The organism is Methylobacterium sp. ME121 (genome assembly GCF_000974725.1).
Taxonomy (GTDB): domain Bacteria; phylum Pseudomonadota; class Alphaproteobacteria; order Rhizobiales; family Beijerinckiaceae; genus Methylobacterium; species Methylobacterium radiotolerans.
Map to the genome: position 1 here is coordinate 1 of NZ_BBUX01000003.1, position 25,318 is coordinate 25,318.

At 67.5% G+C, this 25,318-nt stretch carries 23 protein-coding genes, 1 tRNA gene and 2 pseudogenes; 7 read left to right on the forward strand and 19 right to left on the reverse strand.

The genetic code is table 11. The features are described 5' to 3' along the window. Window positions 1–733, reverse strand: a pseudogene (locus ME121_RS03720) (HAMP domain-containing protein); the annotation flags it as partial. Window positions 734–2,323: 1,590 nt separating this feature from the next. Between ME121_RS03720 and ME121_RS33195 the strand changes: the two are divergent. Together ME121_RS33195 and ME121_RS33200 are read left to right on the forward strand one after the other, a co-directional pair. Next, window positions 2,324–2,857, forward strand: a complete 534-nt coding sequence (locus ME121_RS33195) for a hypothetical protein (RefSeq protein ID WP_089231069.1) — start codon at window positions 2,324–2,326, stop codon at window positions 2,855–2,857. 623 nt (window positions 2,858–3,480) lie between these two features. Beyond that, a pseudogene (locus ME121_RS33200) lies at window positions 3,481–3,740 on the forward strand (transposase); the annotation flags it as partial. Window positions 3,741–3,805: 65 nt separating this feature from the next. Here the strand turns inward: ME121_RS33200 and ME121_RS33205 are convergent. The 12 genes from ME121_RS33205 to ME121_RS03775 form a co-directional block, all read right to left on the reverse strand. Continuing rightward, window positions 3,806–4,360: a hypothetical protein gene (locus ME121_RS33205; protein ID WP_012320152.1), complete on the reverse strand. Its 555-nt coding sequence runs from the start codon at window positions 4,358–4,360 to the stop codon at window positions 3,806–3,808. A 57-nt stretch (window positions 4,361–4,417) separates the two neighbouring features. After that, window positions 4,418–4,657, reverse strand: coding sequence for a hypothetical protein (locus tag ME121_RS03725; RefSeq protein ID WP_012320151.1), 240 nt, complete (start codon window positions 4,655–4,657; stop codon window positions 4,418–4,420). A 63-nt stretch (window positions 4,658–4,720) separates the two neighbouring features. Then, window positions 4,721–5,758, reverse strand: a complete 1,038-nt coding sequence (locus tag ME121_RS03730; RefSeq protein WP_059408374.1) for a formate dehydrogenase subunit gamma — start codon at window positions 5,756–5,758, stop codon at window positions 4,721–4,723. Between the two features lie 89 nt (window positions 5,759–5,847). Next, complete coding sequence (gene fdh3B, locus ME121_RS03735) at window positions 5,848–6,444, reverse strand: formate dehydrogenase FDH3 subunit beta (protein ID WP_012320149.1); 597 nt, start codon at window positions 6,442–6,444, stop codon at window positions 5,848–5,850. A gap of 16 nt (window positions 6,445–6,460) precedes the next feature. Continuing rightward, window positions 6,461–9,403 carry a formate dehydrogenase subunit alpha gene (locus ME121_RS03740; RefSeq protein ID WP_059408375.1) on the reverse strand — a complete coding sequence of 981 codons (2,943 nt, stop codon included), beginning with the start codon at window positions 9,401–9,403 and terminating at the stop codon, window positions 6,461–6,463. A 7-nt stretch (window positions 9,404–9,410) separates the two neighbouring features. Continuing rightward, complete coding sequence (locus tag ME121_RS03745) at window positions 9,411–9,653, reverse strand: formate dehydrogenase (RefSeq protein WP_059408429.1); 243 nt, start codon at window positions 9,651–9,653, stop codon at window positions 9,411–9,413. A gap of 88 nt (window positions 9,654–9,741) precedes the next feature. Next, window positions 9,742–10,344, reverse strand: coding sequence for a TorD/DmsD family molecular chaperone (locus ME121_RS03750; protein ID WP_059408376.1), 603 nt, complete (start codon window positions 10,342–10,344; stop codon window positions 9,742–9,744). A 109-nt stretch (window positions 10,345–10,453) separates the two neighbouring features. Continuing rightward, window positions 10,454–11,203, reverse strand: a complete 750-nt coding sequence (locus ME121_RS03755; RefSeq protein WP_059408377.1) for a DUF3306 domain-containing protein — start codon at window positions 11,201–11,203, stop codon at window positions 10,454–10,456. Continuing rightward, window positions 11,200–11,712 carry a DUF3305 domain-containing protein gene (locus ME121_RS03760; protein WP_053621055.1) on the reverse strand — a complete coding sequence of 171 codons (513 nt, stop codon included), beginning with the start codon at window positions 11,710–11,712 and terminating at the stop codon, window positions 11,200–11,202. The genes ME121_RS03755 and ME121_RS03760 overlap by 4 nt, the downstream gene beginning before the upstream one ends. A 1-nt stretch (window position 11,713) precedes the next feature. Further along, window positions 11,714–12,724 (reverse strand): DUF6352 family protein, encoded by a 1,011-nt coding sequence (locus tag ME121_RS03765; protein ID WP_058607800.1) that lies wholly within the window; start codon window positions 12,722–12,724, stop codon window positions 11,714–11,716. Window positions 12,725–12,728: 4 nt separating this feature from the next. Beyond that, complete coding sequence (locus ME121_RS03770; RefSeq protein ID WP_058607799.1) at window positions 12,729–13,274, reverse strand: DUF6505 family protein; 546 nt, start codon at window positions 13,272–13,274, stop codon at window positions 12,729–12,731. Then, a complete protein-coding gene (locus ME121_RS03775) occupies window positions 13,271–14,020 on the reverse strand; it encodes a biotin/lipoate--protein ligase family protein (protein WP_059408378.1) in 750 nt (249 codons plus the stop codon). The genes ME121_RS03770 and ME121_RS03775 overlap by 4 nt, the downstream gene beginning before the upstream one ends. A 194-nt stretch (window positions 14,021–14,214) precedes the next feature. Here ME121_RS03775 and ME121_RS03780 point away from each other — a divergent pair, with 194 nt between their 5' ends. Beyond that, a complete protein-coding gene (locus ME121_RS03780) occupies window positions 14,215–16,200 on the forward strand; it encodes a 4Fe-4S binding protein (RefSeq protein ID WP_059408430.1) in 1,986 nt (661 codons plus the stop codon). Between the two features lie 8 nt (window positions 16,201–16,208). Here the strand turns inward: ME121_RS03780 and ME121_RS03785 are convergent, their stop codons facing one another. Further along, window positions 16,209–17,495 carry a c-type cytochrome gene (locus ME121_RS03785; protein ID WP_059408379.1) on the reverse strand — a complete coding sequence of 429 codons (1,287 nt, stop codon included), beginning with the start codon at window positions 17,493–17,495 and terminating at the stop codon, window positions 16,209–16,211. Window positions 17,496–17,996: 501 nt separating this feature from the next. Then, window positions 17,997–18,635: a PRC-barrel domain-containing protein gene (locus tag ME121_RS03790; RefSeq protein ID WP_059408380.1), complete on the reverse strand. Its 639-nt coding sequence runs from the start codon at window positions 18,633–18,635 to the stop codon at window positions 17,997–17,999. Between the two features lie 30 nt (window positions 18,636–18,665). On the opposite strand from ME121_RS03790, the gene ME121_RS33210 reads away from it, so the two are divergent. Together ME121_RS33210 and ME121_RS03795 are read left to right on the forward strand one after the other, a co-directional pair. After that, a complete protein-coding gene (locus tag ME121_RS33210; RefSeq protein ID WP_083374372.1) occupies window positions 18,666–18,905 on the forward strand; it encodes a molybdopterin-guanine dinucleotide biosynthesis protein MobB in 240 nt (79 codons plus the stop codon). A 364-nt stretch (window positions 18,906–19,269) separates the two neighbouring features. Then, a complete protein-coding gene (locus ME121_RS03795) occupies window positions 19,270–19,536 on the forward strand; it encodes a hypothetical protein (RefSeq protein ID WP_059408381.1) in 267 nt (88 codons plus the stop codon). Window positions 19,537–20,043: 507 nt separating this feature from the next. Here the strand turns inward: ME121_RS03795 and map are convergent. Together map and ME121_RS03805 are read right to left on the reverse strand one after the other, a co-directional pair. After that, complete coding sequence (gene map, locus ME121_RS03800; protein WP_029357720.1) at window positions 20,044–20,796, reverse strand: type I methionyl aminopeptidase; 753 nt, start codon at window positions 20,794–20,796, stop codon at window positions 20,044–20,046. Between the two features lie 526 nt (window positions 20,797–21,322). Beyond that, window positions 21,323–21,397: transfer RNA gene (locus ME121_RS03805), tRNA-Gly, on the reverse strand. 253 nt (window positions 21,398–21,650) lie between these two features. Here ME121_RS03805 and ME121_RS03810 point away from each other — a divergent pair. After that, window positions 21,651–23,420 (forward strand): N-acetylglutaminylglutamine amidotransferase, encoded by a 1,770-nt coding sequence (locus tag ME121_RS03810; protein ID WP_059408382.1) that lies wholly within the window; start codon window positions 21,651–21,653, stop codon window positions 23,418–23,420. A 118-nt stretch (window positions 23,421–23,538) separates the two neighbouring features. Further along, the gene (locus ME121_RS03815; RefSeq protein ID WP_059408383.1) at window positions 23,539–24,363 is read left to right on the forward strand and encodes a class II glutamine amidotransferase; all 825 of its coding nucleotides are present in this window, start codon (window positions 23,539–23,541) and stop codon (window positions 24,361–24,363) included. Window positions 24,364–24,373: 10 nt separating this feature from the next. Here ME121_RS03815 and ME121_RS03820 read toward each other — a convergent pair whose 3' ends face one another. Both ME121_RS03820 and ME121_RS03825 read right to left on the reverse strand, forming a co-directional pair. Further along, complete coding sequence (locus ME121_RS03820; RefSeq protein WP_012320132.1) at window positions 24,374–24,712, reverse strand: FlaG family protein; 339 nt, start codon at window positions 24,710–24,712, stop codon at window positions 24,374–24,376. A gap of 122 nt (window positions 24,713–24,834) precedes the next feature. Further along, a complete protein-coding gene (locus tag ME121_RS03825) occupies window positions 24,835–25,158 on the reverse strand; it encodes a hypothetical protein (RefSeq protein WP_059408384.1) in 324 nt (107 codons plus the stop codon). Between the last annotated feature and the right edge of the window lie 160 nt (window positions 25,159–25,318).

The window sequence follows — 25,318 nt, forward strand, 5'->3', positions numbered from 1 at the left end:
GGCGAAGGAGTTCAGCTGATCCACCATCGTGTTGATGGTCGATTTGAGCTCCAGGATCTCGCCCTTCACGTCGACGGTGATCTTCTTGGACAGGATCGCCGTTGGCCACGGCTGTCGTGACCTCGGCGATGTTGCGGACCTGACCGGTGAGGTTGGCCGCCATCAGGTTCACGTTATCCGTGAGATCCTTCCAGGTGCCGCCGACGCCCTTGACCTGGGCCTGGCCGCCGAGCTTGCCTTCCGAGCCGACCTCGCGCGCGACGCGTGTCACTTCGGACGCGAAGGAATTCAGCTGGTCGACCATCGTGTTGACCACTTTGCCGATGCGCAGGAACTCGCCCCTCAGCGGGCGGCCGTCGATCTCGAGCTGCATGGTCTGACCGAGATCACCCTTGGCTACCGCCCCGATGACCCGCGCGACTTCGGTGGTCGGTTGCACGAGATCTCCGATCATCGTGTTGACCGAGTCCACGCAGTCGTTCCAGCCGCCGGTGGCCGCCGGCAGCTTGCCGCGCTCATTGATGCGCCCGTCCTTGCCGACCGCGCGCGCGACCCTGTCGAGTTCCCGCGCGAGTCCTTGGTTCAGCTCGACGATGTCGTTGAACGCTTCCGCGATCTCGCCATCGATGCCCGTCAGATCGAGCGGCAGTCGGGCCGAGAAATCGCCCTTCCGGAACGCGCGGAGGCTCTTCAAGAGGAGCTTCGGCTCCAACTGCGACGTGGTCGGCGTCATTCGGATACACCTTCAGGGTAGATGCACAGGCCCGATGAGGCCGCCGTTCGGATCGCGGGCGCAGCGAAGAAGCACCGACGGCGAAGAACAGCAATAGGGCTCAATGTAGATGGTTGCCCTTTCGTTCGATCCGCGCACCGGGCCAGCACGTTGCAATTCCTGATGGACAGCAATTGGACCGAAAATGGAGCGACGGGTCGCCGAGCGTTGCTGCTTAGCTTCCTCCGCGCGCTCCCGAATTAATGCATGTTAGGAGCGTTCAACTTTGGTTCTGAGCTCCTCCCGCGGCGTGCGGGACTGAGATCGCATCGGCTTGTATTCGCGGCTCTGACGCTACTTCAGCGAGAGCTCACGGAGATCGACGGTGGGCCATATGATGGCGTTGTCGGCCGAGGGGCGCCGCCGCGGGCTGTCGTTCGTCAGTGGAAGGCCGCGTCGCGACGTAGGTATCCGCTGCTGCTCCTGCCTGAGCGTGTCACACCAGGCTGTATGTCCAGCCTGGTCGAAGGCAGCGCGTCTGCCTCTGTTGCGAGCCTGCTCCGAAACGGGGCGGCAGCTTCTAGCCAGCGTCTGCCGGCACGAATCGTTCGCCTGAAGGTCTCAGATGGGTGGTTTACTGCCGTTCCGTTTCCGAGCAGCAGAGGCATCGGAACGGACGTACTCGTCCTGCACGCGTTCCACCCATCTGCGGCATCGGAGATGGACGCCGTCGATATCTGCTTGTCTTGGTCGAGCCGACGTTCAGGCCGCACCGAGCCGTGCTGCCGCTCGCAACTCAATCCGAGCTGCGCTCCGGAAAACCAGAACCAGTTGAGTTATCAAGGCTTGCGGATGCTCGTCTGTCGATTGGCTGAACTTCTGCCCGATGTTTACCAAGCCATTCGATGTCCCGTGCAGCCTCGGAGTTAGGTTGCGTAGACGAGTTGATATGCAACCACAGGATGCATAACATCTGGGCATGCGCATTCTATCCGCCGTTGCCTTAGGCTCTGTGATGGCCTCAGCTGGGTCAGCCGTAGCCCTTGCCTCTGTCCTGTTTCCAGTGGAGCCAGCTCCGTTGGCCCCGCCGTGTACCGAACGTGCAGGGACCGTATATTGCGCGAACGGTTATGCGGGCTTTCGAGGCCCCTCAGGGAACCTCTGGATGGGCAGAGGTCGCCGAGGGACCGTGATCGTCAACATGGATGACAATCGGCAGGATCAAGAAGCACCCTGGCGCAAGCAAGATCGCGATAGTTCCACTAATCATCAGGAGTGGTGAGGCTCCCCAACTCCACGCCGAAGTTGCCGAACGGCTGCTTTGGGGAAGCGCGGAGCGCGATCCGGGTAGCCGGGTTGGGTCGATAGAAGGCAGTCCGCTTCTCAAATCGACCTTCCGAAGCGTCGTTCCGCTAACGGCCAGACTTGAACACGTGGATAACACGGCTAATCATACGCCGGTCGTTCACGCGCCCCTTGTTCAGGGCGTCGTTCGACACATGCGGTGCCTCATGGGCACGGGTGCTGTCGGTAGCGTAACGTCACTGAATGAAACGCCGAATAATCCTAATTGCAACGATCGTATTTTTAGTGGCAATTATAGTATTCTTCATGACTTATAAAAGCCCTAAACATCCCGCGAGAAATCCGCTCTCCGTCAAGCGCTATGATGTCATCGCCACGTCAAACGCTCCCGAGCCGTGGGATTCTATCGAGGGATACATTGGATATGAGATTGTAAACAGAGAGTGTCTGCCGATTATTTCGTTCCTGGGTCAGCAAGACGTGCCGAACTTTGGAATTTCCATTGAAATGAAACGCGTAGATGACCATACTTGGAAAGGATATTTCTTCCGTGATGCGTGGCAGGATGCGGATCTATACAACCTCGGCATCTGTCATTGGGACGTCACAAGCGTAGGCATTTCTGCGATTGCCAGGAAAGTGAGGTTCAACTGGAGCCACACGTTAAATAGCCTTCTGCGCGACGGTCTTAAAACGAGCTACTTCAAGAAAAGTCTATACGGAGATGCTGGTGCCGTGCGTTATGGTGCGCAGACCTTAACCTTCGAAGACCCCGAAGTACTGCAAAGCCCTAGTGCGTATTTTCCTGTCACTATCGCGGTCAAAACAGGCGTCCATTGAGACGCGCCAATCAAAATATTCACCCAACATTGTGACGCGGCAATATGTTCAAATATGAAGCGATGACTTCATATTTGCCGTAATCGTTAGCCGATTTTAATTGCATACTATACTGAGCATTTCTCTAATATCGATCGGTACTTCGATCATCATGCGTTTTGGAAGTCAAGCTTCCAGAAATTGGTCCGGGCGGCATACAGCTGAATGTCGGCTTTGAAGGACGTCGCGATCCGCGTTGAGCGTCAAAATTGGGTCGGTAGCTGCCGGTCCGCTTTTCCGCTGGACCCTCTCCGAAGCGGGCGGGCCGCTTACGGCTGGAGCACGTCACGCCGAACCATCAGTGTACGAAAAACCGGACGTTCGGCTTCGCGCCCATTGCCGCCGTCCAGCCAAATCCGGCAGCACCCCGCAAGCGGACGCGGGCTGCTCGTCCGGGCGGCTGTCTGGACCGATCCGTGAAACGGGGCTTGAGAAAAGCTGCTGAGCGTCAGGGCGTGCTCCGCGGCTGGACTTGGTGGTATCGCGTCGCACGCGACGTTCGGAGACCACGCCCTTCGGCGGCCGTGAAACGTACGAATTGAAGACCGCCAACCTCTCGCCATTGTCCTTCGAGGTGCATCCACAATCAGGGCTACAAGGGCGAGAAGCGGGCCGCGGCAGCACGCTCGCAAGGCATTGCCTTGGAGGGGGCAAGCTGCCGGAGGCCAAGCGCGACTTCGTGCTGCTTCCCCGCCGGTGGGTGGTCGAGCGCTCCTTTGTCGAGGCCAGGTGCTTCCGCCGCCTCGTCAAAGACTATGAGCGCTGTGCCAGACCCCTGGCAGACCTGCACCTCGTCGCCTTCGTCCGCGTCACGCCCAGACAGTTCGCTCGACACGCCACAGGTCTAGAACAGCGTCTAGCTCTGTCAGCAGTTACTTTAACTCACTATCGCTTGGCAAAGACCGCATACTACTGGGCATAAAATTTCGGATCGAGCGCAGCTAATGCAAGGAGTGGTGGCGGGAGGGCCACACCGTGCGTCCGCATCGTCCGCGCGGCCGAACGGCATCCGAGCTGGTCGTCGGCTGCGGCAGCGGCCTCGACCGTCGCGATGGTGGCCGCGTCCGGTTGAGGTGATGAGGCCGGTTTGGCGGCACTCGGCGCATCCTTCGCCGCCTGGTTCCCCTGCCCGCGCTGGGCATCGGTGCCCGCCTGATTTGGCGAGCCTCCCGGGGTCGGCCCGCTCAAGCCGGATTTCTGCTGGACGTCGCCGCCGGCGGCCGATGGCGTGCCCTGGCTCGCTCCCGAAGGATTCGAGACGGCGGTCGCCTGTTGCGGCGGCGTCGCGGCGGCCTCCTTCGCTGGATTCGGCTGCTTCACGAAGGCCAGAAGCTCCTGGCAGAGATTGGCTGGACGCCCGGTGGGAACGGCTGTGCCGCTCTCCTGCGCGAGGGCGTTGTCCGCTCCGAGCAGGGCCCCTGCCAGGCCGATTGCCTGGGCGAAGGTGCTCAGTCGTCGCTTCATCGGATGCGCTCCTCCTGAAAGCCTGGTCACGTCGCAGTGGTGCTCGAAGGCTGGGCCTCAGGAACGCTTCGGCTGCGAGGCGGCACCCTCGGCTTTTCCATGTGGCTCGCCGGCAAACTCATCGGGAGCGGGGTCGCCGTTCCAACGCGGGCCGACCAAGTTGGTGCCCGGCTCGGAGACCCGCGCACCGGAGGTGGCGAACGCTTGGTAGGCGAACTTCTGATTGCTCGTGAGCGCCAGCATGGCCGCGACGCCCAGGAGAACGGCGGCAAGGACGGCGGCGATGAAAGCTTTCATGTCAGTGGTCCCTGATAGGAGTCCGGAGCATCCGGTGTGACGCTGGGAGGCCAACCCGGCCCGTCACTCGGCCGGTGCCGGGCGGGACCCGAGCTGCGGGCCGCTGGCGGTGCGGGCCTGCTCCTGCTCGACCCAGAGGTCGTGGTGCGCGCGCGCCCAGGCCAGATCGACCTGACCGCTGCCCATCGCGTCGTAGGCGCCCTTCATCCCGAGCGTGCCGATGTAGATGTGGGCCAGGATACCGGCGATGAAGACGATGCCGATCAGGGAATGGATCACCTGCATGATCTGCATCCCGTTGACGTCGACGAGCGCGAACGGGAAGAGCATCATCAGGCCGGTGGCGCCCATGGCGGCGCCGAAGCCGGCCACCATCCAGAACACGCCCTTCTGGCCCGCGTTGAAGCGGCCCGCATGCGGGTGCTTGCTGCCGATGAAGCCGCCCCCCGCCTTGAGCCACTCCCAGTCGATCCGGTTCGGGATGTTGTCCCGGATCCAGACGACGATCATGAAGGCGACACCCAGCATGAAGGGCCAGGCGAGATAGACGTGGCTGTACTTCGCGTACTGGGCCAGCGCACCGAAGGCATCCGGCCCGATCAGGGGCATCAGCAGCCGTTTGCCGAAGATGTAGTTCAGGCCGGACAGGGACAGGATGATGAAGCACACGGCCGTCATCCAGTGCGTGAACCGCTCGAACGCGTTGAACCGGAGGATCTTCTTGCCGGATTCCTGGCTGTGATCCGTGATGATGCGGCCGCGCCAGAGGAAGAACAGCGCCAGGGCGCCGAGCATGCCGAGGATCACGAGGGCCCCGATCCAGGGCAGCCATCCCTCGCGGAACATCTGGTACGTGCGGCCCTGCGGCTGGATCAGGTTGGCGGCCTTGCCGTCCGGGATGCTGATGCGCCCGCTGATCTTGGGGGACTGCCGGAACAGAAGCTCCTCATTGATCGAATCCGCCGTGGGATTCGCCCCCGTCGGGTTCCGGCCATCGGCCTGGATCGGGTTCTGCGCCTGCGCGGCCCCGTAGACACCCGGTGCAGCCCAGAGCGCCGTTGCCAGGACGAGAGTGCTGAGAAGCGTCCATGCCCGCCGCATCGGCGTTCCTTTCAGATCGGTCGAGCGGTCCGCGGACGCTGCCGCGGTCCCTGTACCGGCGCGCCCCTCAGCCGAGGAGCAGCCCCACATCAGATCGCGATCGTCTCGCGATAGGCCGTCTTCCAGCCCCAGGCCCCCGAGCCGTACCCGCGCTTGATCACCCGCTGCTTGTAGATCTCGGCGATCATCTCGCCGTCGCCCGCGAGCAGAGCCTTGGTCGAGCACATCTCGGCGCAGAGCGGCAGCTTGCCCTCCGCGAGCCGGTTCGAACCGTACTTCTCGTACTCGGCGGTCGAGAGATCGGGCTCGGGGCCACCCGAGCAGTAGGTGCACTTGTCCATCTTGCCTCGGGACCCGAAGTTCCCGACGCGCGGGTACTGCGGTGCGCCGAACGGGCAGGCATAGAAGCAGTAGCCGCAGCCGATGCAGATGTCCTTGGAGTGCAGCACCACCGCGTCGGCGGTGGTGTAGAAGCAGTTGACCGGGCAGACGGCCGCGCAGGGCGCGTCGGTGCAGTGCATGCAGGCCATCGAGACCGAGCGCTCGCCGGGCTTGCCGTCGTTGAGCGTCACCACCCGCCGCCGGTTGATGCCCCACGGCACTTCGTGCTCGTTCTTGCAGGCGGTGACGCAGGCGTTGCACTCGATGCAACGATCCGCGTCGCAGAGAAACTTCATGCGCGCCATGATCAGGTCGCTCCTCTCAGGCCGCTCGGATCTGACACAGGGTGGCTTTCGTCTCCTGCATGCCGGTGACGGGATCGAAGCCGTAGGTCGTGACGGTGTTGACGCTCTCGCCGAGCACGACCGGGTCGGTGCCCTTCGGGTAGTAGTCGCGCATGTCCTTGCCCTGGTACCAGCCGGAGAAATGGAACGGCATGAACGCGACGCCTTTCCCGACGCGGTCGGTCACGAGGGCCTTCACCTTCGTCTTGGAGTTGTTCTCCGCGCCCGTGACCCAGACCCACTGACCATCCTTGATGCCGCGCTCGGCCGCGTCACCGGTGTTGATCTCGACGAACATGTCCTGCTGCAGCTCGGCGAGCCACGGGTTGGAGCGGGTCTCCTCGCCGCCGCCCTCATACTCGACGAGGCGGCCCGAGGTGAGGATGATCGGGAAGTCCCGGGCGACGTTGCGCTCGACCGCGGATTTCTGCACCGAGAACCCGATATTGGGCATGCGGAACTGCCGCTCGTCGGGCCGGGTCGGGTACTTGGCGACCAGATCGGGGCGCGGTGAGTAGATCGGCTCGCGATGGACCGGCACCGGGTCGGGCAGGTTCCAGGCATTCGCGCGCGCCTTGCCGTTGCCGAACGGCGAGACGCCTCGCTCGAGACAGACGCGCTGGATGCCACCCGAGAGGTCGGTCGCCCAGCTCACCGTGTCGGGCTTGTCGCCGCCGATCTTCAGGATGGTCGCCAGCTCGTCCGCCGTGAGATCCTTGTCCCACCCGAGCTTCTTGAACACGCCGAGGGTGAATTCCGGATAGCCGTCGGTCAGGTCCGAGCCGTTGGAGTAGGAATCCTCGGCCAGCAGGGTCTCGCCGTTGCGTTCGGTGCCGAAGCGCGCGCGGAACGTGCCGCCGCCCTCCTTCACGTGCAGAGCCGTGTTGTAGAGGATGGCCGAGCCGGGATGGCGGATCTCGGGCTTGCCCCAGCAGGGCCAGGGCAGGCCGTAATAATCCCCGCCGACCTCCGGATCGTCCTTCGGCGCCCGCAGGGTGACGAGATCGAACTTCTGCTGGTTGCGCATATGCGCCTTCAGGCGCTCGGGCGACTGCCCGCAATAGCCCGTCGACCAGCCGCCGCGGTTGATCTCCCTCAGGATGTCCTCGGCCAAGGGGACGTTGTTCTCGACCTTGATGTTCTTGAACATCGGGTCGGCGAAGCCGAGCTTCTTCGAGAGCAGGTAGAGGAACTCGTAGTCGTTCTTGGACTCGAAGGCGGGCTTCACGATCTGCTCGCCCCATTGCAGCGACCGGTTGGACGCCGTGCGGCAGCCGTCCATCTCCAGCGAGGTGCAGATCGGGAGCAGGTAGGTGTTGTCCTGCCGGGCATCGAGCGCCGCGAAGGTGGTCGGATGCGGGTCCGCGACGACCATCAGGTCGAGCTTGTTCAGGCCCTCGAGGGCCTCCGGCAGCCGCGTGACGGTGTTGCCGCCATGGCCCGAGATCATCATCGCCCGCGTGGGGCTGCGCTGATCGATCTGTTCGGGCGGGAGGTTCACGGAGTCGAACCAGCGGGTCGAGGTGATGCCCGGGGTCTCCATGTTCTCCTTGCGGGACCGCGCCTTGCGGCCGGCGACCGCGGGAACCTCATCGAAGCGCGACTGCAGCCACGCGTAGTCCACCTCCCAGACGCGGGCCCAGTGCCGCCAGCCACCCTCGACCAGCCCGTAGTAGAGCGGCAGGGTCGTCACATCGAGGCCGAGGTCGGTCGCGCCCTGCACGTTCGTGTGCCCGCGGAAGATGTTGGCGCCCGTGCCCGGCTTGCCGACATTGCCCGTGGCCAAGCACAGGATGCACAGCGCGCGCACATTGGCGGTGCCGACCGTGTGCTGCGTGTTGCCCATGCACCAGATCATGGTGGCGGGCTTCTCCTTGGCGAACTTCTCCGCGATGCGGCGGAGCTGCTCGCCCGGCACGCCGGACACGCGCTCCACTTCCTCGGGCGTCCATTTGGCGACCTCCTTGCGGACGTCGTCCATCGCGTAGACGCGCTGGCGGATGAAGTCCTTGTCCTCCCAGCCGTTCTGGAAGATGTGCCAGAGCATGCCCCACGCGACCGGGATGTCGGTCCCCGAGCGGATGCGCACGTAGTCGGTGGCGTGCGCCGCCGTGCGGGTGAAACGGGGGTCGATGACGATCAGGTTGGCGCGGTTGATCTCCTTCCCGGACAGCACGTGCTGCATCGAGATCGGGTGCGCCTCGGCGGGATTGCCGCCCATGATGATCATGGTCTTGGCGTTGCGGATGTCGTTGTACGAGTTGGTCTGGGCGCCGTAGCCCCAGGTATTCGCCACGCCCGCCACGGTGGTCGAGTGGCAGATGCGCGCCTGGTGGTCGACGTTGTTGGTGCCCCAGAACGCCCCGAATTTCCGCAACAGGTACGCGGCCTCGTTCGTGTACTTGGCCGAGCCGAGCCAGTAGACGGAATCGGAGCCCCACTTCTCGCGGATCTGCAGCAGCTTGTCGCCGATCTCGTCGATCGCCTGATCCCAGGAGATCCGCTGCCACTGGCCGCCGACGAGCTTCATCGGATATTTCAGGCGGCGGTCCGACGAGACCAGTTCGCGGATGGCGGCCCCCTTGGCGCAATGGGTTCCGCGGTTGATGGGACTCGCCCAGGACGGCTCCTGGCCGACCCACACGCCGTTCACGACCTCGGCGGTCACCGTGCAGCCGACCGAGCAGTGCGTGCAGATGTTCTTCTTGATGACCGTCCCCGGCCCGACCGCCGACGAGCCGGCCGCCTCGGCCCTGCGGACGGCGCCGAGCTGAATCGAGCCCGCGGCGGCGAGCGCGCCGGCGGTGAGCCCGGACTTGCGCAGGAACGCACGTCGATCGAGCACGCCGGCCGCGAGACCGGCCGCGACCGCCTGATGCTTGCTGCGGCTGGCCTCGCCGCTCTTCCGCTTCGTCAGCATGGCAGCCTCACTTCGTTCCCGGAGCGGGATCGGGATTCTTCAGGAGCGTCTCGTAGCCGTTGGTCCGGTAGAACGCCTTCACGTGGTCGCTCAGGCGGTACCGGCTGCGCGTCTCGTCCTGGCCCGGGTCAAAGGCCTGGGCCTCCGTCGCAGCCATCGGCGACCCGACCGCCGCGGCGGCCGCCACGGTGCTGCCGCCGAGCGCCCGGAAGAACTGGCGACGACCGAGCGTCTTTGGATCCTGCCGCATCATCCAACTCCCTGAGCGACACCCGCTTGATGAGAAACCCACGTCAGGCGTTTCGGTCACGCTCCGACCGCCACGACCTGCATCCCCGTCACGCATCCATCGCGAAGGCTTCCGCCTCCACCTCCATGAAGGTGCGGCCGAGGCCCCCCACCGCCCGGTAGAAGCGCGCGTTCTTCGCCCGCTCGAGATCCCCGAAGAAGCGCTCGACCCAGGGGGCGAGATGCCGGCCGAAGAAGCGCGCCTGTGCCGCCGGCTCGGCCGCGAACCGCCCGCCGGCGAGCCCCGCCATCACGTCCAGCAGGAAGGCCAAATGGTCCTCCGGCTCGCTCATGGCCTCGTCCCGCGAGAGGCCGAGGGCCGCGAGATCCTCTCGGACCAGCGCGAGCGGGCGCTCGTTGAGGAAGCCGGTGAGATAGTAGGAGGCGTAGGGGAGAAGCTCGCCCCGGCCTACGCCGATGAACAGCGCGAAGAACTCGCGCTCGACCCCCGCGCCCGTCGCCTCTGCCGCCGCGCGGCTCAGATCCGCGACGTGCTGGCCGAGGATCCCGTCGCCGCCCGGGAGGCCGGCGAGCGTATCGAGCAGGTCCTGGCCGGGCGGGCGTCCGAGCAGGACGGCCAGGAGGTCGTAGTGCCGCGCGCGGAGCCCATCGACGTCGTCCACGCGGCCGCCGCCGAGCGTCTCCGATTCCATAGGTCCGAACGCCGACGCCACTGGAGTGTTCTACTCGCCCGAGATCGGACCGATCTCGCTCTCTGGAACGACAATAAGAAAGGCTCTTATCTCCCGCAATCCAAATCTCCTAGCTCGTACTGGGCATCGCGCCGCCGTGACGCCGCAGGCGCGGTTCCGGACGCGTCTCCTTTCCGTCGGCTGCGGGCACGGAGTCGCGCGCGGGCGTCGGATCAGAAAAGGCCGGAGCGGCTAGCTGGACCGTAGCCGTGGGGGCCGGGAGGGCCGGCGCGTGGTCCGCCGGATCAGGTCCGGGCGGAGCGGAATCGGCCACGAGAGGACATTCCGGCGTCTGACCGGGCTCCGGCGAACCGTCGGGCGGGCTGTCGGGGGTCTCAGCCGATGCCGGCGTCGCTTTGGCGGCCCCGCCCAGGAGACGGCCGAGCATCGCCTGGACGTCGTCGCTCGGCAGGAGCGGGCCGAGGCCGGGGACGCCGCCCGGGCTGTTCCAGTCGTAAGCGTATTCCCGCGCCTCGCTGACGAAGTCCCGGATGGCGGGGTCGAGCGACCACATCCGGCGCAGGGCCGCGTTGCGCAGGACCGAGGGGACGCCGGCCCGCAGGAACGGGGCGAGGTCGGTCTCCGCGGTCAGGGCTTCGAGGGAGGGGAGATCCAGCACGGGATCGTCCGCCGGCTCCGGTTCCGGCGGCCGCGCCTCGGGGCCGGTCTGCGGCGCGATGAGATCCGCCTCGGCGCCTTCCGCGTCCGGCTCCGGGAGAGGCGCCCTGGCGGAGACGGCCGGCGCGGCCCGTTCCGCCAGGGCGGCCGCGCGCACGGCGCGCTTGCGCCGGGTCCACCGCGAGAGGAAATTCTCGCTCATTCGCGCCGCTCCCGAGTCCCCTGCGCCCGGTGGGCCAGCGCCTCGGGATCGGCGCGGTCGCGCTTGCGCTTCTCGAATTTGCGCTCGACGTGGAAGGCCTCGAAGAAGGCCAGCAGCTTCGCCTGCACCTCAGGCGGCATCGGCACCGGCTCGACGATCTCGCCGACCCCTTCGGCCATGGATTCCCCCTCATAGGGGTCGGCCGTGACGCTCGCGACCGCGTAGGTCTCGTCGCCGTTGTTGCGCAGGGCGACCCAGAGGGAAGGGCGCCCGGAGACGAGATTGTCGCGGTAGTGCCCGGTCTCGCCCGGATGCAGCGCGACTTCGTACGAGCCGGCATAGAAGGTCGCCTCGTCCTCGGTCTCGGAGAGCTTCGTCCAGGGCGAGGCGGCCGCCGCCGCCGGCAGGGCCCCGACCGGGAGCCAGGCATGGCTCGCCCAGGGCCCGGTCAGGCGCCGCCGCGCGACGATGATGCCGACCTCGAAACGATGCTCGGGCGTCGTGGACATGTCAGGCGGCCTCCCGGCCTTCGGCGAGGGGCAATCCGACGACGAGATTGTGCGGCTTGAGCTGCACGCTGCGATCCGGCGCCGCCGCGAGCAGGAGGTAGACCGGGCGATCCCCCACTGTCGGCAGGACCTGCGCGGGGTCGTCGAAGGTCAGGCTGAACACGGCGAGCACCCGCTCGCGCGTTCCGGCATCGAGCGCGTCGCCGCGCCAGAGAGCGTTGCCGATGCGGGTCGCCTCCTGGTCGAGACCGACGAACCAGCGCCAGTCGGGGTCCTCCAGCCGGTCGAGGGGCGTCACGCGCACCGCGACGTTCAGCAGGTGGCCCACGAAGGTCTCGATCACCCGGGCCAATCCCGTGCGGCTGCGGGGATCGGAGCCGAGATTGAGCGCCATCGTGAAGGCGTCCGACCGGCTCCAGTACGTCCAGGCATTCTCGGCCGTCAGCACGTCCAGCTCGTTCGCCGCCTCCTTGCCCAGCATCGTCAGCAGGGGCGAGAGCGGCGCACTGCCTTCGCGGGCGGCGATCACCTCGGCATCGGCCAGGAGCACGGCGCCTTCGTGAAAGCTCACGCGCTGGGGGCGGAAGAACAGCTCGGCCGCGCGCAGGACGAAGGGATCGTCACAGCCGTCGAGGGCGTTGCGCAGGATCAGGTGGACGAGCTGGTTCAGGAACAGGGACGGCACGCCCTGGAGGTCGCCGCGCACGAGCGACAGATATCCGGCCTCCACGGAGCGGGCCGCGAGCAGTCGATCGCGGAAGGCGAGGATCACCGTCCAGTTCTCCCGAGCGTCGGAGTCGGCGATGGCGGCGATCTCGGCGGGCTCCACGCGCCGCCGGGGCGCGTCCAGGAGGGCGGCATGGAGGGCGATCTCGGACGCGCAGGCGTCGTCCGGCGGCACGAGTTCGGGCCGCGCCAGATACGCGAGGATCAGTTCGTCCGTGACCGCGAGGCCGCCGCCGGCCGTACGCTGCGTGAGGTGGTGGCCGCTTGAGACCCAGAACTCGGTCATCCGGTCAGTCTCCCGCCGTCGTATCACGCAGAAGGCCGACGAGGTCGGCCTGTTCCTCCGGCTCGTCGTCCTCGACGAAGAGGAACGCGCGCCCGTGGGACCGGTCGAGGCCGGGCCGGTGGTGCAGCGTCCGGAAATCCTCTCGGATTGCCCCGTCCGTCGCGACGCGGTGCAGCGCGACGACGCTGCCGACCGGCAGATCGCAGAGGGACGCGGCGACGTCGAGTTCCTCGCGGGCGGCCGCACGGGCGGCCTCCCGGTCGGGCGCGCCGAAGCGCTCGTGGATGTGGCGGGCGAGCAGCTCCTCGGCCCCCGCGCGCTCCTCCTCGCTCGCCGCGCTCACCACCACCAGGGTGGAGAAGCCGAGCGAGCTTACGCCGACGAACCCCGAGCGGAAGGCCGTCAGGGCCTTGCCGGTCAGCCGCGACGGATCCCCGTCGAGGAACAGGAAGGTCCCGGTGACGGCCCATTCTCCGGGTTCGGCGGCCTGCGCGAAGACGAAGGTGTCGGAGGGATCGAGCCGCAGCGTTCGGGGGAGCTTGAGCGTCACAGAAGGACTCCGCCGGTCTTCGGATCGCGCCAGACCGGAGCTTCCAGGTTTGCGCGCAGCGGGAGGTGCTCGACCCGCCCATCGGGCCAGGTCAGCCGTCCGTCGCCGCCCGGCTCGATCGCGGCCCGCACACCGGCTTCCCGCGGCAGATGGGCGAGGTAGAGCGCCGCGACACGGTCGAAGCCGTCCTCGCGCCAGATCTCGAAGGTCTTGGTCAGGTGGCGCGCGAAGCTCTCGACCAGGGGCACGCGCAGGTTCGCGCCGAAACCTTCCTCCTCCAGGGCAGTGGAATCCGGCGTGTGCCCGGGGTCGCCCGCCGCGAGTTTCGAGGCGAGCAGCATCCCCGAGAAGACCAGCCAGTCCGGCTCCTCATCCTCGCGGCACGCTTCAGGCCAGCCGAGGCGCCCGCCACCCAGGCGCGCGCCGTTGAACAGCAGCGTCCCGGGCCAGTCGAACGTCACCGGGATCTCCGGCGGTCCGAAGACGCCCACGGCATTGCACAGGGCGACCATCCCGGCGAAATGCGCGCGGCGCGCGGTGGCGAGCGGCTCGGTTGGGGCGAGCACCACGGCGAGGTCGATCAGGTCGTCGCGCCGGCCCAGGACGAGCGTCGCCGCGTCCGCCTCGCCCGACGCGGCGAGCCGGCAGGCTTCCGCATGCGCGTCGGATGGCGGCTCCGCTGCGCGCGCGCTGAAGCCGGGGGGCAGGACCAGCCTCGACGGGCCGGCATCGACGGGGACAGTCATGGAGCGGCTTTGGCGAGGGGCCGATGAGAGTGAGGGACAGGATTGCGACCTGCGCCCGCATGCCGGATCGTTGTTTCGAATGGTTCGAGTATAAGGGACGGGCCCCGCCGCGCGAAGGGGCCTCCCATTCGCACTTGTACCCGGGTCCGATCTTGTCCGACCGCCTCGTATTCGCCTGCTCCTGCGAGCGGACGATGTCCCTCGATACCGCCGTCATGGGCCAGGCCTGCGGCGGCGAGCTTCGCACCGCCGACCAGCTCTGCGGCCGCGAGCTCGATCGCTTCCGGGAGGCCCTGGCGACCGGGCGGCCCGTCACCGTGTCCTGCACGCTCCAGGCGCCACTGTTCGACGAGGTCGCCGAGGAGGCAGGGGCGGAGGACCGGGTGGTCTACGCCAAGATCCGGGAGACCGCCGGCTGGTCGTCCGACGCCGCGGCGGCCGGACCGAAGATGGCCGCTCTGCTCGCCGCGGCGGCCGAGCCGCTCCCCGACGCCGCTACCGTCTCCCTGGAGAGCCGCGGCGTCGCCCTGATCTATGGGCAGGACGAGGTGGCGGTCGAGGCCGGCCGGCGGCTCGCCGAGCATCTGGACATCACCGTCCTGCTGACGCGCCCCGGCGAGATCTCGCCGCTGCACCGCAACGCCTTCCCGGTCCTGCAGGGCACGATCCGAACCGCCAAGGGGTACCTCGGTGCGTTCGAGCTCGGCATCGACGATTATGCCCTCCCGGCCCCGTCCTCGCGCACGCATCTCGTCTTCGGCGCGCCGCGCAACGGGGCCGTGTCGACCTGCGACCTCGTCATCGACCTCTCGGCCGGCGCGCCGCTGTTTCCGGCACATGCGGTGCGCAGCGGTTATCTGCGCGCGGATCCCGGCGACCCGGCCGCCGTCGAGCGCGTGCTGGCGGAGGCGTCCCATCTGGTCGGCACGTTCGACAAGCCGCGCTTCATCGACTTCCACGGCGACTTGTGCGCGCACAGCCGCTCCCGCATCACGGGCTGCACGCGTTGCCTCGATGTCTGCCCGACCGGCGCGATCGCGCCCGCGGGCGACACCGTGCACATCGACCCATACGTCTGCGCGGGATGCGGCTCCTGTGCCGCAATCTGCCCGACCGGGGCCGCCGCCTACGCGCTGCCGACCTCCGACGCGCTGATGCGCCGGCTGCGCAGCCTGATGCGCGCCTACCGGACGGCGGGCGGGCAGAACGCCCTCGTCCTGCTCCACGATGGCGACCACGGCGAGCCGCTGATCGACGCGCTCGGCCGCTACGGCGACGGCCTCCCCGCCCACGTGCTGCCGGTGCAGGTCAACGAGGTCACGCAGATCGGACCGGAGGTGATCGCGGCCCTGTTCGCCTACGGCGCGGCCGGAATCCGGGTCCTGGTCCGGGCTCGTGCCAAGCACGACCTCGAACCCCTGTACCGGACCCTGACCCTCGGGGAGACGCTGGCGCAGGCGCTGGGCTACGGTGCGGAGGACGGCGGGCGCGTGGTCGAGACCATCGAGACCGATGACCCGGATCTGCTGGGCGCCGCCCTCCGGCAGGCCAGGCTGGGGCGGCCAGCCGCGGTGCCGGCCGGTCTGCTGTTTCTGGGGAACAAGCGTGAGGTGCTGCGCCATGCCTTCCGCGGCCTGCACAGTGCCGCCCCGGCACCCGTCGACCGGGTTCCGCTCGCGGCCGGCGCCCCCTTCGGCGGCCTCGATTTCCGGGTCGCGGACTGCACCCTGTGCCTCGCCTGCGTCAGCGCCTGCCCGACCCACGCCCTCTCCGACAGTGCCGAGCAGCCGCTTCTCGGCTTCGAGGAGAGCCTCTGCGTGCAGTGCGGCCTCTGCGCCGCGACCTGCCCGGAGGACGTCATCACCCTGCGCCCGCAGGTGGATTTCGCGGCCTGGGCGGCGCCCCGCCGGGTCGTCAAGGAGGAAGAGCCCTTCTGCTGCACGCAATGCGCCAAGCCCTTCGGCACGCGCTCGACGATCGAGCGCATCGTCGAGCGGCTGCGCGAGCGGCACTGGATGTTCAGCGGGGCGGGCGGCGAGGCGCGCCTGCGCGCGCTGACGATGTGCGAGGATTGCCGCGTCGAAGTCGCGGTGAACCAGGGCTTCGATCCGCACGCTGCACCGGAACGCGACAAACCCCGGACGACCGAGGATTACCTGCGCGAGCGCGCGGGCGGCTGACAGGCGCCTCAGCGGGGCGCGGTGGCGCGTTCGAGGAATTCGATCAGCGCCGCGCGGTCTGCGTCGCTGCCGATCGTCTGCTCGGGCATCTTCGTCCCGGGCGTGTAGCGGGCGGGGCCAACCTCGAAGAGCCGCGAGACGGTCTCGGGCGTCCAGACGATGTCCAGCCGCTTCAGCGCGTCCGAGTACCGGTAGCCGGGGACGCTGGCGATTCGGCGGCCGAACAGGCCGGCGAGCGTCGGCCCGGCCCGCTCGCCCGCGTCGGATGTCAGGGTGTGGCAGGCGACGCAGGCCCCGAACACCTCGGCGCCCCGGCCGCCTTGCCGGACCGCGAGGGGATCTGCCGGGCGCCGCATGATCAGCGCGCCGATCGGTTCGCCGCTCTTCGCGTCCCAGCGCCGGACGAGGCGGTCGCCGCCACCCGTGAGGAGCTCGGCCCCGTCCGGACGCCAGGCGAGCGACCAGACTGGGAGGCCGGGCCCCACGAGCCGCAGCTGGACCTGGCCGGTCGCCCGGTCGACCACCACGATGGTCCCGCCCGCCGTCGCAGCAGCCACCCTGGCCCCGTCCGGAGACAGGGCCAGGGCGATCACCGGGTTCGGGCCGATTTCGGCGGCGGCCCGGACCGTACCGTCGGCTCGAACGAAGCGGAGGATCGCATCGGCCCCGGCGGCCGCGATCTCGCCGTCCGAAGCGACCGCGACGGCGTTGAGGCCCGTGGGTGCGGTGGCGATGACCTGAGATGCGCCCTCCGCCGGCCAGAGCCGTACCGCCCCGTCGGCGCCGGCCGTGACCGGCGCGCCGCCCGGCAGGAAGGCCACCGCATTCAACGGGCCGCGGTGCGGATCGAGCAGCCGGCTGTCCCCTCCGGCGAGCGGCCAGAGCCGCGCCGTGCCGTCCCAGGAGGCGGAGGCGAGCGACAGGCCGTCCGGCGAGACCGCGAGCGCGACGATCGGGCCTGTATGGCCCTCCAGCACCCGTTCCGGCTCCGCGCGCCCCAGGCGCCACAGGGCGATCCGCCCGTCCTCGGAGGCCGTGGCGAAACGGCCGTCCGGCAGTGCGGCGACCGCGTTCACCGCACCGTCGTGGAAGCGCAGCACGCCGAGCGCGGCACCGGTCTCGATGGCCCACACGATGGCGGATTGGTCGAAGCCGCCCGAGATGGCGAGGCGCCCGTCGGCGGTCACGGCGAGCGCCCGGACCGGACCACCGTGGCCGCGCATCTGCGCGCGGGCCGGGACGCCGCAGAGCAGCAGGAGGGCGATCACGCCTAGGATCCGCGCAAAGCTGGTCATCGGGGCTCCGCTTCAAATGGATCGCCCCGCTATAGCACAGTCCCCACCGCCAGCCGCGGCGGTTCTAGCTGCGATCGGTTCGGCTTTTGGGCGTCGGATACAAGATGGTGAGCCATAGTCGGGGCGGCGCACGCGTCTAATATTGATCATCAACACAGGTTTGGGCATTGTTCCAGGACGACGGCGAGCCGCTGTTCTTCCCGAGTGCCGCGTCCGTAACACGCTAACTCGACATCAGCGGGTTGGAGGGCCGGATTGGCGTCGACGCGCGATGTACCAGAGACCCAGGACCACGACGGCCACGAGCAGGCTCAGCCAAACCCAGTTGAAGTCTATCGCCGCGGCCGTGGCTGCTCCCGAGCTGGATTGCGAAGGGCCCGTTTCCGAAATTGGCGGGGCTGGGTTGGTCTGCTGAGCCACGGACCCCTGAAGGCCCGAAGTCCATAATAACCCGGTGAGGATGGCGCTTCTCATAGAATTCCTTTGGTCAAACATGGACGGCTAAGGGCGAGATTTTCCGGAGCGGAAGGCCGGAGCCGCTTGCAGCTGCGCCCGGGTGAGGCGGACCTCGGCGCGCCACGGCTTGTCGCCAACGAGGACCGTGGCCGTCGTGCTGCTGGGCCGCTGTGCCTCCACTGAGCCGGTCGCGCCAGTCACGCGACCGCTATGCTGATTTTGAACTGCGCCGAGCGTGTCGCGGGTTGTCCGTGCACCCGGCATGGTATCCGGCCCCACCTGCGCGGCTGCCTCAGCGCTGGGCGCCGTCTTGGGCGTCACGACCGAACTCGGTCCGTCCATCAGCGGCACATCGCTGAAGTTCCAGCCGAGCTGGTCGAAAGGAAGCGCCACATATTTCTCGCCCACGCCCAGGAAACCGCCGACGCCGATGATCACGGCGCGGACCTGCCCGCTTCCGTCGACCAAAACGTCCTCGATCTTGCCGATCTCGACATGATCCATTCCGATGACCGGAACCCCGATCATCTCGGAGGCACGTATAGTTCCCGGCTCGGGTCCCTCGATGAACGGTGTCGCGGGTGCATCCGACTGCACCGCCGACGAGGCCGCCGCTAGGGGTAGCGAGGCGCCGGTGACGAGAAGGACAGCCAGCGTCGCGATTTTGAGCGGGGCACCGCGCATTCAAGGCTCTCCAGACTCAGGCAAAAACACTTGAATCGAGAACAAGGGCCGCGCGTTCGGGTTCATCGCAGGCGCAAATGGGCCGGAACGGGCATCCCTCTGGCGCGGGACGTCCCTTTTGTCGGTGCCCGCGGGTTGAGGGCCGCGACCCTCAAGCACGCCCATCACGAGTCTGACAATGACCGGCCCGTTAAGGTCTCCTACAATCATCTCGGGGCATGGGCAAGTGAGGTCTTGATCAAGCCGGGCCGCCGGTCAGACCAAGGATGATCTCCATGGGTCTAGCGGCAGTCGTAGCCCTGCCTCCATCCAGGAATTCAGGCGCGTTGTCAGGCCGGGCGAGTAGATCCGGTCGCACACGACCATGAAGGTTCACACCGTCGTATCGGTCTCAGACTGTAGGCTGCCTCGTCGTGCTGCAAAGCAGTTCGGCGTCAGCCGGAGTACCTCTGCCAACCTGCTCGATTGGCTATATGAATTCGCGGGGACGAGGGGAAGGGGCCCTTCTTTCCACGATCATCTTCATCGTGGCTGCGCTGAACCACTGATCATGAACATGACTGCCGCACCGGGGGTTGATCCCTGAAAGAAGCCGCGGGTCCGGGAGAGTCCGGGATCCGGTGTCGGAAGCGAAATGAAACGCGAGATGGCTGCTCGCCGAACTACGCTGAGCGCGCGGGACCGTTACAAGCTCCGGCTCTCAGTGAGCGAGACCCGCTTCTACATGGCCGACCCGAGCCTGCTCAGCTTGGCGCGGCGTGGGTTCGTTGTGCCGACCGGGCGCATTGATGCATGCGACCGAGCGGAGTGGACGATTACCGCGACAGGCCAGGACGCGCTCTCGGCAGCCGAAAGCCACCTCACCGATGCCATAGATCTCGGCGCGCGGCTCCAGGCGTAGAAGAAGTAGGCGATGCGCCGGAAAACCGGGTACTGACGACGTTATCGCCGCGATAAACCGCGCGTCGGAGCTAAATTGCGAATCTGCGTACCGAGCAGACGATGCGAATCCCTATGTTATATTTTAACCGGTGCGTCCGGGCACAGGCGGGCCTGTTCGTCGACGAGGCAGAGTCAGAGATTATGGCGGCCTGGGAACAGCTGAGTGCTCACCACCGCTGCAGCCAGAGCGTCTGCTTCCAGGATCGGTGGCAAGATTGTCTCTGCAACGTGATTGAAGTGGTAAGAGCGTCCGCTTTCCCGCGAACCTCCTCCAAATCGGAATAGCGGCTTTCGCCAATACCGGTCTCATCGGTAGGTGCCGCTGAACGGCTGGGATGGGTGGTTTTGCGACCGTCCGCTTACGAGGAGCGCGAACTCGAAAGCCGACGCTGCTAACGAACTCGCGGCCCGCCAAGCCATAATTGTGCGGACATGCCCGATCGGCAGGCTTGGGCTGCTGCCGATGCTAGGGCGACGGGACCGTCAGAACCAATGGACCGTTGCGGGTTGCGACAACCGTGTGCTCGTATTGCACGGTTGGTGCTCTCGGCTGGCTATACAGGGTCCATCCGTCGTCACCATCCTCGGCGAAGTTCGCGCCGAGAGACAAGAATGGCTCGACGGTGAAGACGAGCCCGTCCGTCATGACCCGCCGCTCGGAGGCGTCGGGCCAAGTCGCGATCTCAGTCGGTTCCTCATGCAGCGACAGACCGACCCCATGGCTGGCGAGGTTGCGCACGAGCGTGTAGCCGTTCTGCCGAGCGAAGGTGCCGACCGCTCGACCGATGCCAGCGAACGGCATGCCGGTGCCAACCTGACGCAACCCGGTCCACATCGCCCGACGCCCGTCTCGGCAGAGCCTTTCAACCGCACGCGCCACCGGAGGCACAGCGAACGACGCGCCCGTATCCGCGAAGTAGCCGTCCTTCTCAGCGGAGACGTCGATGTTGACGAGGTCGCCCGCCCGGACACGACGATCGCCGGGTATGCCATGCGCGATCTTGTCGTTGACGCTGATGCAGGTCGCGCCCGGGAAGCCGTAGACCAGTTCGGGAGCCGGACGAGCACCGGCTGCGCTCAGGTAGTCCCGGCCGATTTGATCCAGTTCTCGTTCAGTGATCCCGGGCTCGATGGCTCGGCCCATCACCTCGAGCGTGTCGGCGACGATGCGTCCGATCGTCTTGAGCCCCACGAGGTCATCGTCACTCGATACGGTCATGCGGTATCTCTGGCCAGGCCCGAAGACGCTGTAGCGGAGTGAACCTCGAGAGTCCGCGATTTTCACGCCGATGCTGCGCGACCACGGCGCAGAGCGTCCAGCGAGCGCTCCCCCAAAATGACCGCTTCGGGACGTATGGGATGACTTGCCGCAAGGCCGACACGGGCCGAGATCGGACGCTCGCCTAGCTTCGAGTGAATGTCCGGGTCCGGGCGGTGCGTCGAAGTCCGCTGATGGCGCAGAGCCGAACGCTCGCCAAAGCGCCTCGAGAGCGGCAGCTGAAGCCCTGCTCGTGCCGGCCTGTTCGTCTGAGCAAATTTTCTGGTTCAGTCTCGCCTGCGGCCCGATGAGTCCGCCCGCAGCAGATCGGCACTCCTACCGCCAAGCTCGATCCCGCAGGCAGGCCTCGGCCGAGCCGAAGGGGCTTCTCACCGCTATGGGGAACGGCGGGGAACACCATGAGGAACATGGGGAACACCTCGGCCGGTCAGGGCACGAGAAATCTCAAAAGCTACAATGAGTTAGGTGGAGCGGGCGATCGGGATCGAACCGACGACATTCAGCTTGGGAAGCTGACGTTCTACCACTGAACTACGCCCGCCGACATGGTCTGCACGGAAACGGTCTGTCGCGGAGCGCGAACTCCGAACGGCGCCGTGCGCCCATGTACGGCCATGGTCTAGCAGTTCGACGGCGACGGCGTCAAACGGGTCCGTCGTCCCCGGCCCCGATCCGCGGACGGTCGGACCGGGACCTGGCGCAGCGCCGTGGCCGGATCGGCGGAACGCCGCGGCGCGCGGGCCGTTTCGCTCGACGGAGCGTGCGTCGCGCCCGACCGAGACCCTGCTGACATCATGTGTGGAATCTGCGGCGAGATCTGTTTCGACAGGCCGGCGGACCCCGCCGCCGTCGACGCGATGATGGGATGCCTGCAACCGCGCGGGCCGGACGCCGCGGGGCTTCTCGGTTCCGGCCGGGTCGTCTTCGGCCATCGCAGGCTCAAGATCATCGACCTGTCCGAGGCCGGCCAGCAACCCATGGTCGATCCGGCGCTCGGGCTCGCGATCGTGTTCAACGGCTGCATCTACAATTTCCGCGCGCTGCGCGCCGAACTCGAGGCGGCGGGCTACAGCTTCTTCTCGGCCAGCGACACAGAGGTGGTGCTCAAGGCCTATCATGCCTGGGGCCGTGCCTGCGTCGAGCGCTTCGCCGGCATGTTCGCGCTCGCCATCCTGGAGCGGGAATCCGGGCGGGTCGTGCTGGCGCGCGACCGGCTGGGCGTGAAGCCGCTCTACTACAGCGAGACGAAAACCCGGTTCCGCTTCGCCTCGTCGCTCCCGGCCCTGCTCGCGGCCGGCGACGTCGATACCGCGATCGATCCGGTCGCCCTCCACCATTACATGAGCTGGCACGCGGGCGTGCCGGCCCCGCTCACCATTCTCAAGGGTGTGCGTAAGCTGGCACCGGCGACGATCCTGACGATCGAGCAGGACGGGACGCAGCACGCGTCGACCTACTGGACACTCGCGATCGGACCCCGCGAGGCCGATCGCGGCCAGACCGAGGCGGACTGGCGCGAGGCCGTTCTCGATGCCCTGGGCACCGCCGTCGAGCGCCGGCAGGTCGCCGACGTCCCGACGGGCGTCCTGCTCTCGGGTGGCCTGGACAGCTCGCTGCTCGTGGCCCTGCTCGCGCGGAGCGGGCAGCAGGGCCTGAAGACCTTCTCGGTAGGCTTCGACGCGGTGAACGGCGTCGAGGGCGACGAGTTCAAGTACTCGGATATCGTCGCCGAGACCTTCGCCACGGACCACACGAAGCTGGCGGTCGACGGCTCCCGGACGCTGGAAGCGCTGCCCGCGGCGATCGCGGCGATGTCGGAACCGCAGATGAGCCACGACGCGGTGGCCTTCCTCCTGCTCTCGCAGGAGGTCGCCAAGCACGTGACGGTGATCCAGAGCGGGCAGGGCGCCGACGAGGTGTTCGGCGGCTATCACTGGTACCCCAAGCTGATGGGCTCGACCGACCCGGTCGCCGATTACGCGAAAGCGTATTTCGACCGCGACCACGCCGAGATGCGCGAGGCTCTGACGCCCGACATGCTGGGGGGCGATCACAGCACCGACTACATCGCCGCCTTCTTCGCGAAGTCGCGGAGCGCCAGCGCCATCGACAAGACCCTGCAGCTCGACCAGGAGGTCATGATGGTCGACGACCCGGTCAAGCGGGTCGACAACATGACGATGGCCTGCGGCCTCGAGGCGCGGGTGCCGTTCCTCGACCACGACCTCGTCGAGCTGGCGGCCCGCATCCCGGCGGAGCTCAAGGTCCGGGACGGCGGCAAGTACATCCTCAAGGAAGCCGCGCGGGCGGTCGTCCCGGCCGAGGTGATCGACCGCAAGAAGGGGTATTTCCCCGTGCCCGCCCTGAAGCACATCCGCGGTCCGTTCCTCGACTACGTCCGCGAGATCCTCGACCGGCCCGAGGCGCGCGCGCGCGGCATCTTCGACCGCGCCTACGTCGATCACCTGCTCGCCGATCCCGACGGCACGCTGACGCCCAAGGGCAACTCGAAGCTCTGGCAGGTGGCCCTTCTGGAGAGCTGGCTCCAGACCCACGGCGTCTGAGACGGGCCGCGGCACGGCTTTCGCGACGGATCGTGATCGACCGCGCGCTCAAGGTGCCGCGCTTTGTCCACGATCGTCCCGGATCAGCCGGCCGACAGACACCCGGAGAAGCCCGTCGATGTGCCGCTGGATCGCCTATGCGGGACGCACCATCCCGCTGGAGCACTACGTCACCGAGCCGTCCCACAGCCTCGTCTCGCAGAGCATCGCGGCGCTCGAATCGACCGCGGCGACCAACGGCGACGGGTTCGGCCTCGGCTGGTACGGCGATCACCCGGAGCCGGGCCGGTACCGCGAGGTCCAGCCCGCCTGGTCGGACGACAACCTCCGCTACCTGTGCCGGCACCTGCGTTCGCATCTGTTCTTCGCGCACGTGCGCGCCGCGACCGGGACGCCGATCACCCGGCCGAACTGTCATCCCTTCGCCTGCGGCCCGTGGCTGTTCATGCACAACGGCTATATCGGCGACTGGAGCCGCCTGCGGCGGCCGGTCGAGGCGCTGATCCCCGACGAGCTCTACCCGTCGCGCGCCGGCACCACCGATTCCGAGGCGATCTTCCTGGGATTGCTGGGCTGCGGCCTGATGGGCCCGGGGTCGCGCCGCGATCCGGTCGACGCGACGGCGCGCGCTCTCGCGCGGCTCACGGACCTCGCCGGAGCGCATCCGTTCCGGTTCACGGCGGCGCTGGCGGACGGCCGCGATCTCTACGCGTTCCGGTACGCCGCGAACGACAAGGCGAACTCGCTCTATTACCGCGCCTCGGAGGACGGCGTGGTGGTCGCCTCGGAGCCGCTCGACCGGGATCACGGCGCCTGGACGACGGTCGCCGAGAACAGCGTCCTCGTCGCGCGGCGGGACGCGCCGGTAGAGATTCTGTCGCTGGCGCAGTTCGGCCTGGCCGCGCCGCCGGTCGAAGACTCGGTCCGCCGGCTGCGCGCCTGAGCGACGGCCCTCAGGCGACGCGGGAGAGGCTGCTGCTCTGCGAACCCTCCGCGCTGCGGGCGGAATCGTAGGCACGATTGCGCAGGGCGGTCTCGCTCGGGAGCTGGTCGATCACGTTGCCGGACGACGGATCGACCACCTGGAACACGATCGAGCTCGTGTCCGGGTCCTGGATGTAGCGTGCCTTGCCGCCGTTCGTGCCGATGTCGAGCTTCACCGCGGGCTCGAGCGGCTTGGCGGGGGTCTTGGGCTCGGGCGCCTGCTGGGTCACGGCGGCGGCGGCCGTCGCTCCGAGCGCGTCGAGGCCCTGCGGCCCCGGCGTCGTGGATGTCAGCGTTCGGATCTCCATCGCCGGTCTCCTGCGATCCTGTGATCGAAGGATTGAGGCGCGGTCCTGCCTAATCGTTCCTTAATGGCGCCTGCCGGTCCACCGGATGCTGGCGCGCGATCGGAGACGCGATGAACATCGCGTTACTGCCGCGACACAAATCCGCGCTGCTTTTTCACTGACGCCGACTCGGCCGCTGTCCCGCTCGTCTTCCGGGGACGGGGCCGCGATCCGAACAGCGCGACGTCGAGCACGCCCTGTCCAGGATGCCGGCGATGCTCGTCCTGGCGGGGACGGCGGCGCTCGGCGCGCCGGGCGATCCGGGAACGCCCGCGCAGTTCATCCGCGCGCACCGCTGCGCGGTCGCGGCGCGGCTCGATCCACGGACGCGGGCCGATCGAGGTCTCCCGCGACCGCTTCATCGTCGTCGCGCCGCGCGGGCAGTCGCAGCGCTCGGTCCAGTGCATCGTCCAGGATCGGGATACGCGGATGCTTTGCGAGGCCGCGTCGACCGCCTCCGGGCCGCCCGAGGGGAGCCGCCTGAGGCTGGATGCACCCGCCCGGGCGACATGCTCGGTATCGAGGTCCCGTACGGCGGCACGCCCGGGTCCTGAGCGGACCGGGCGT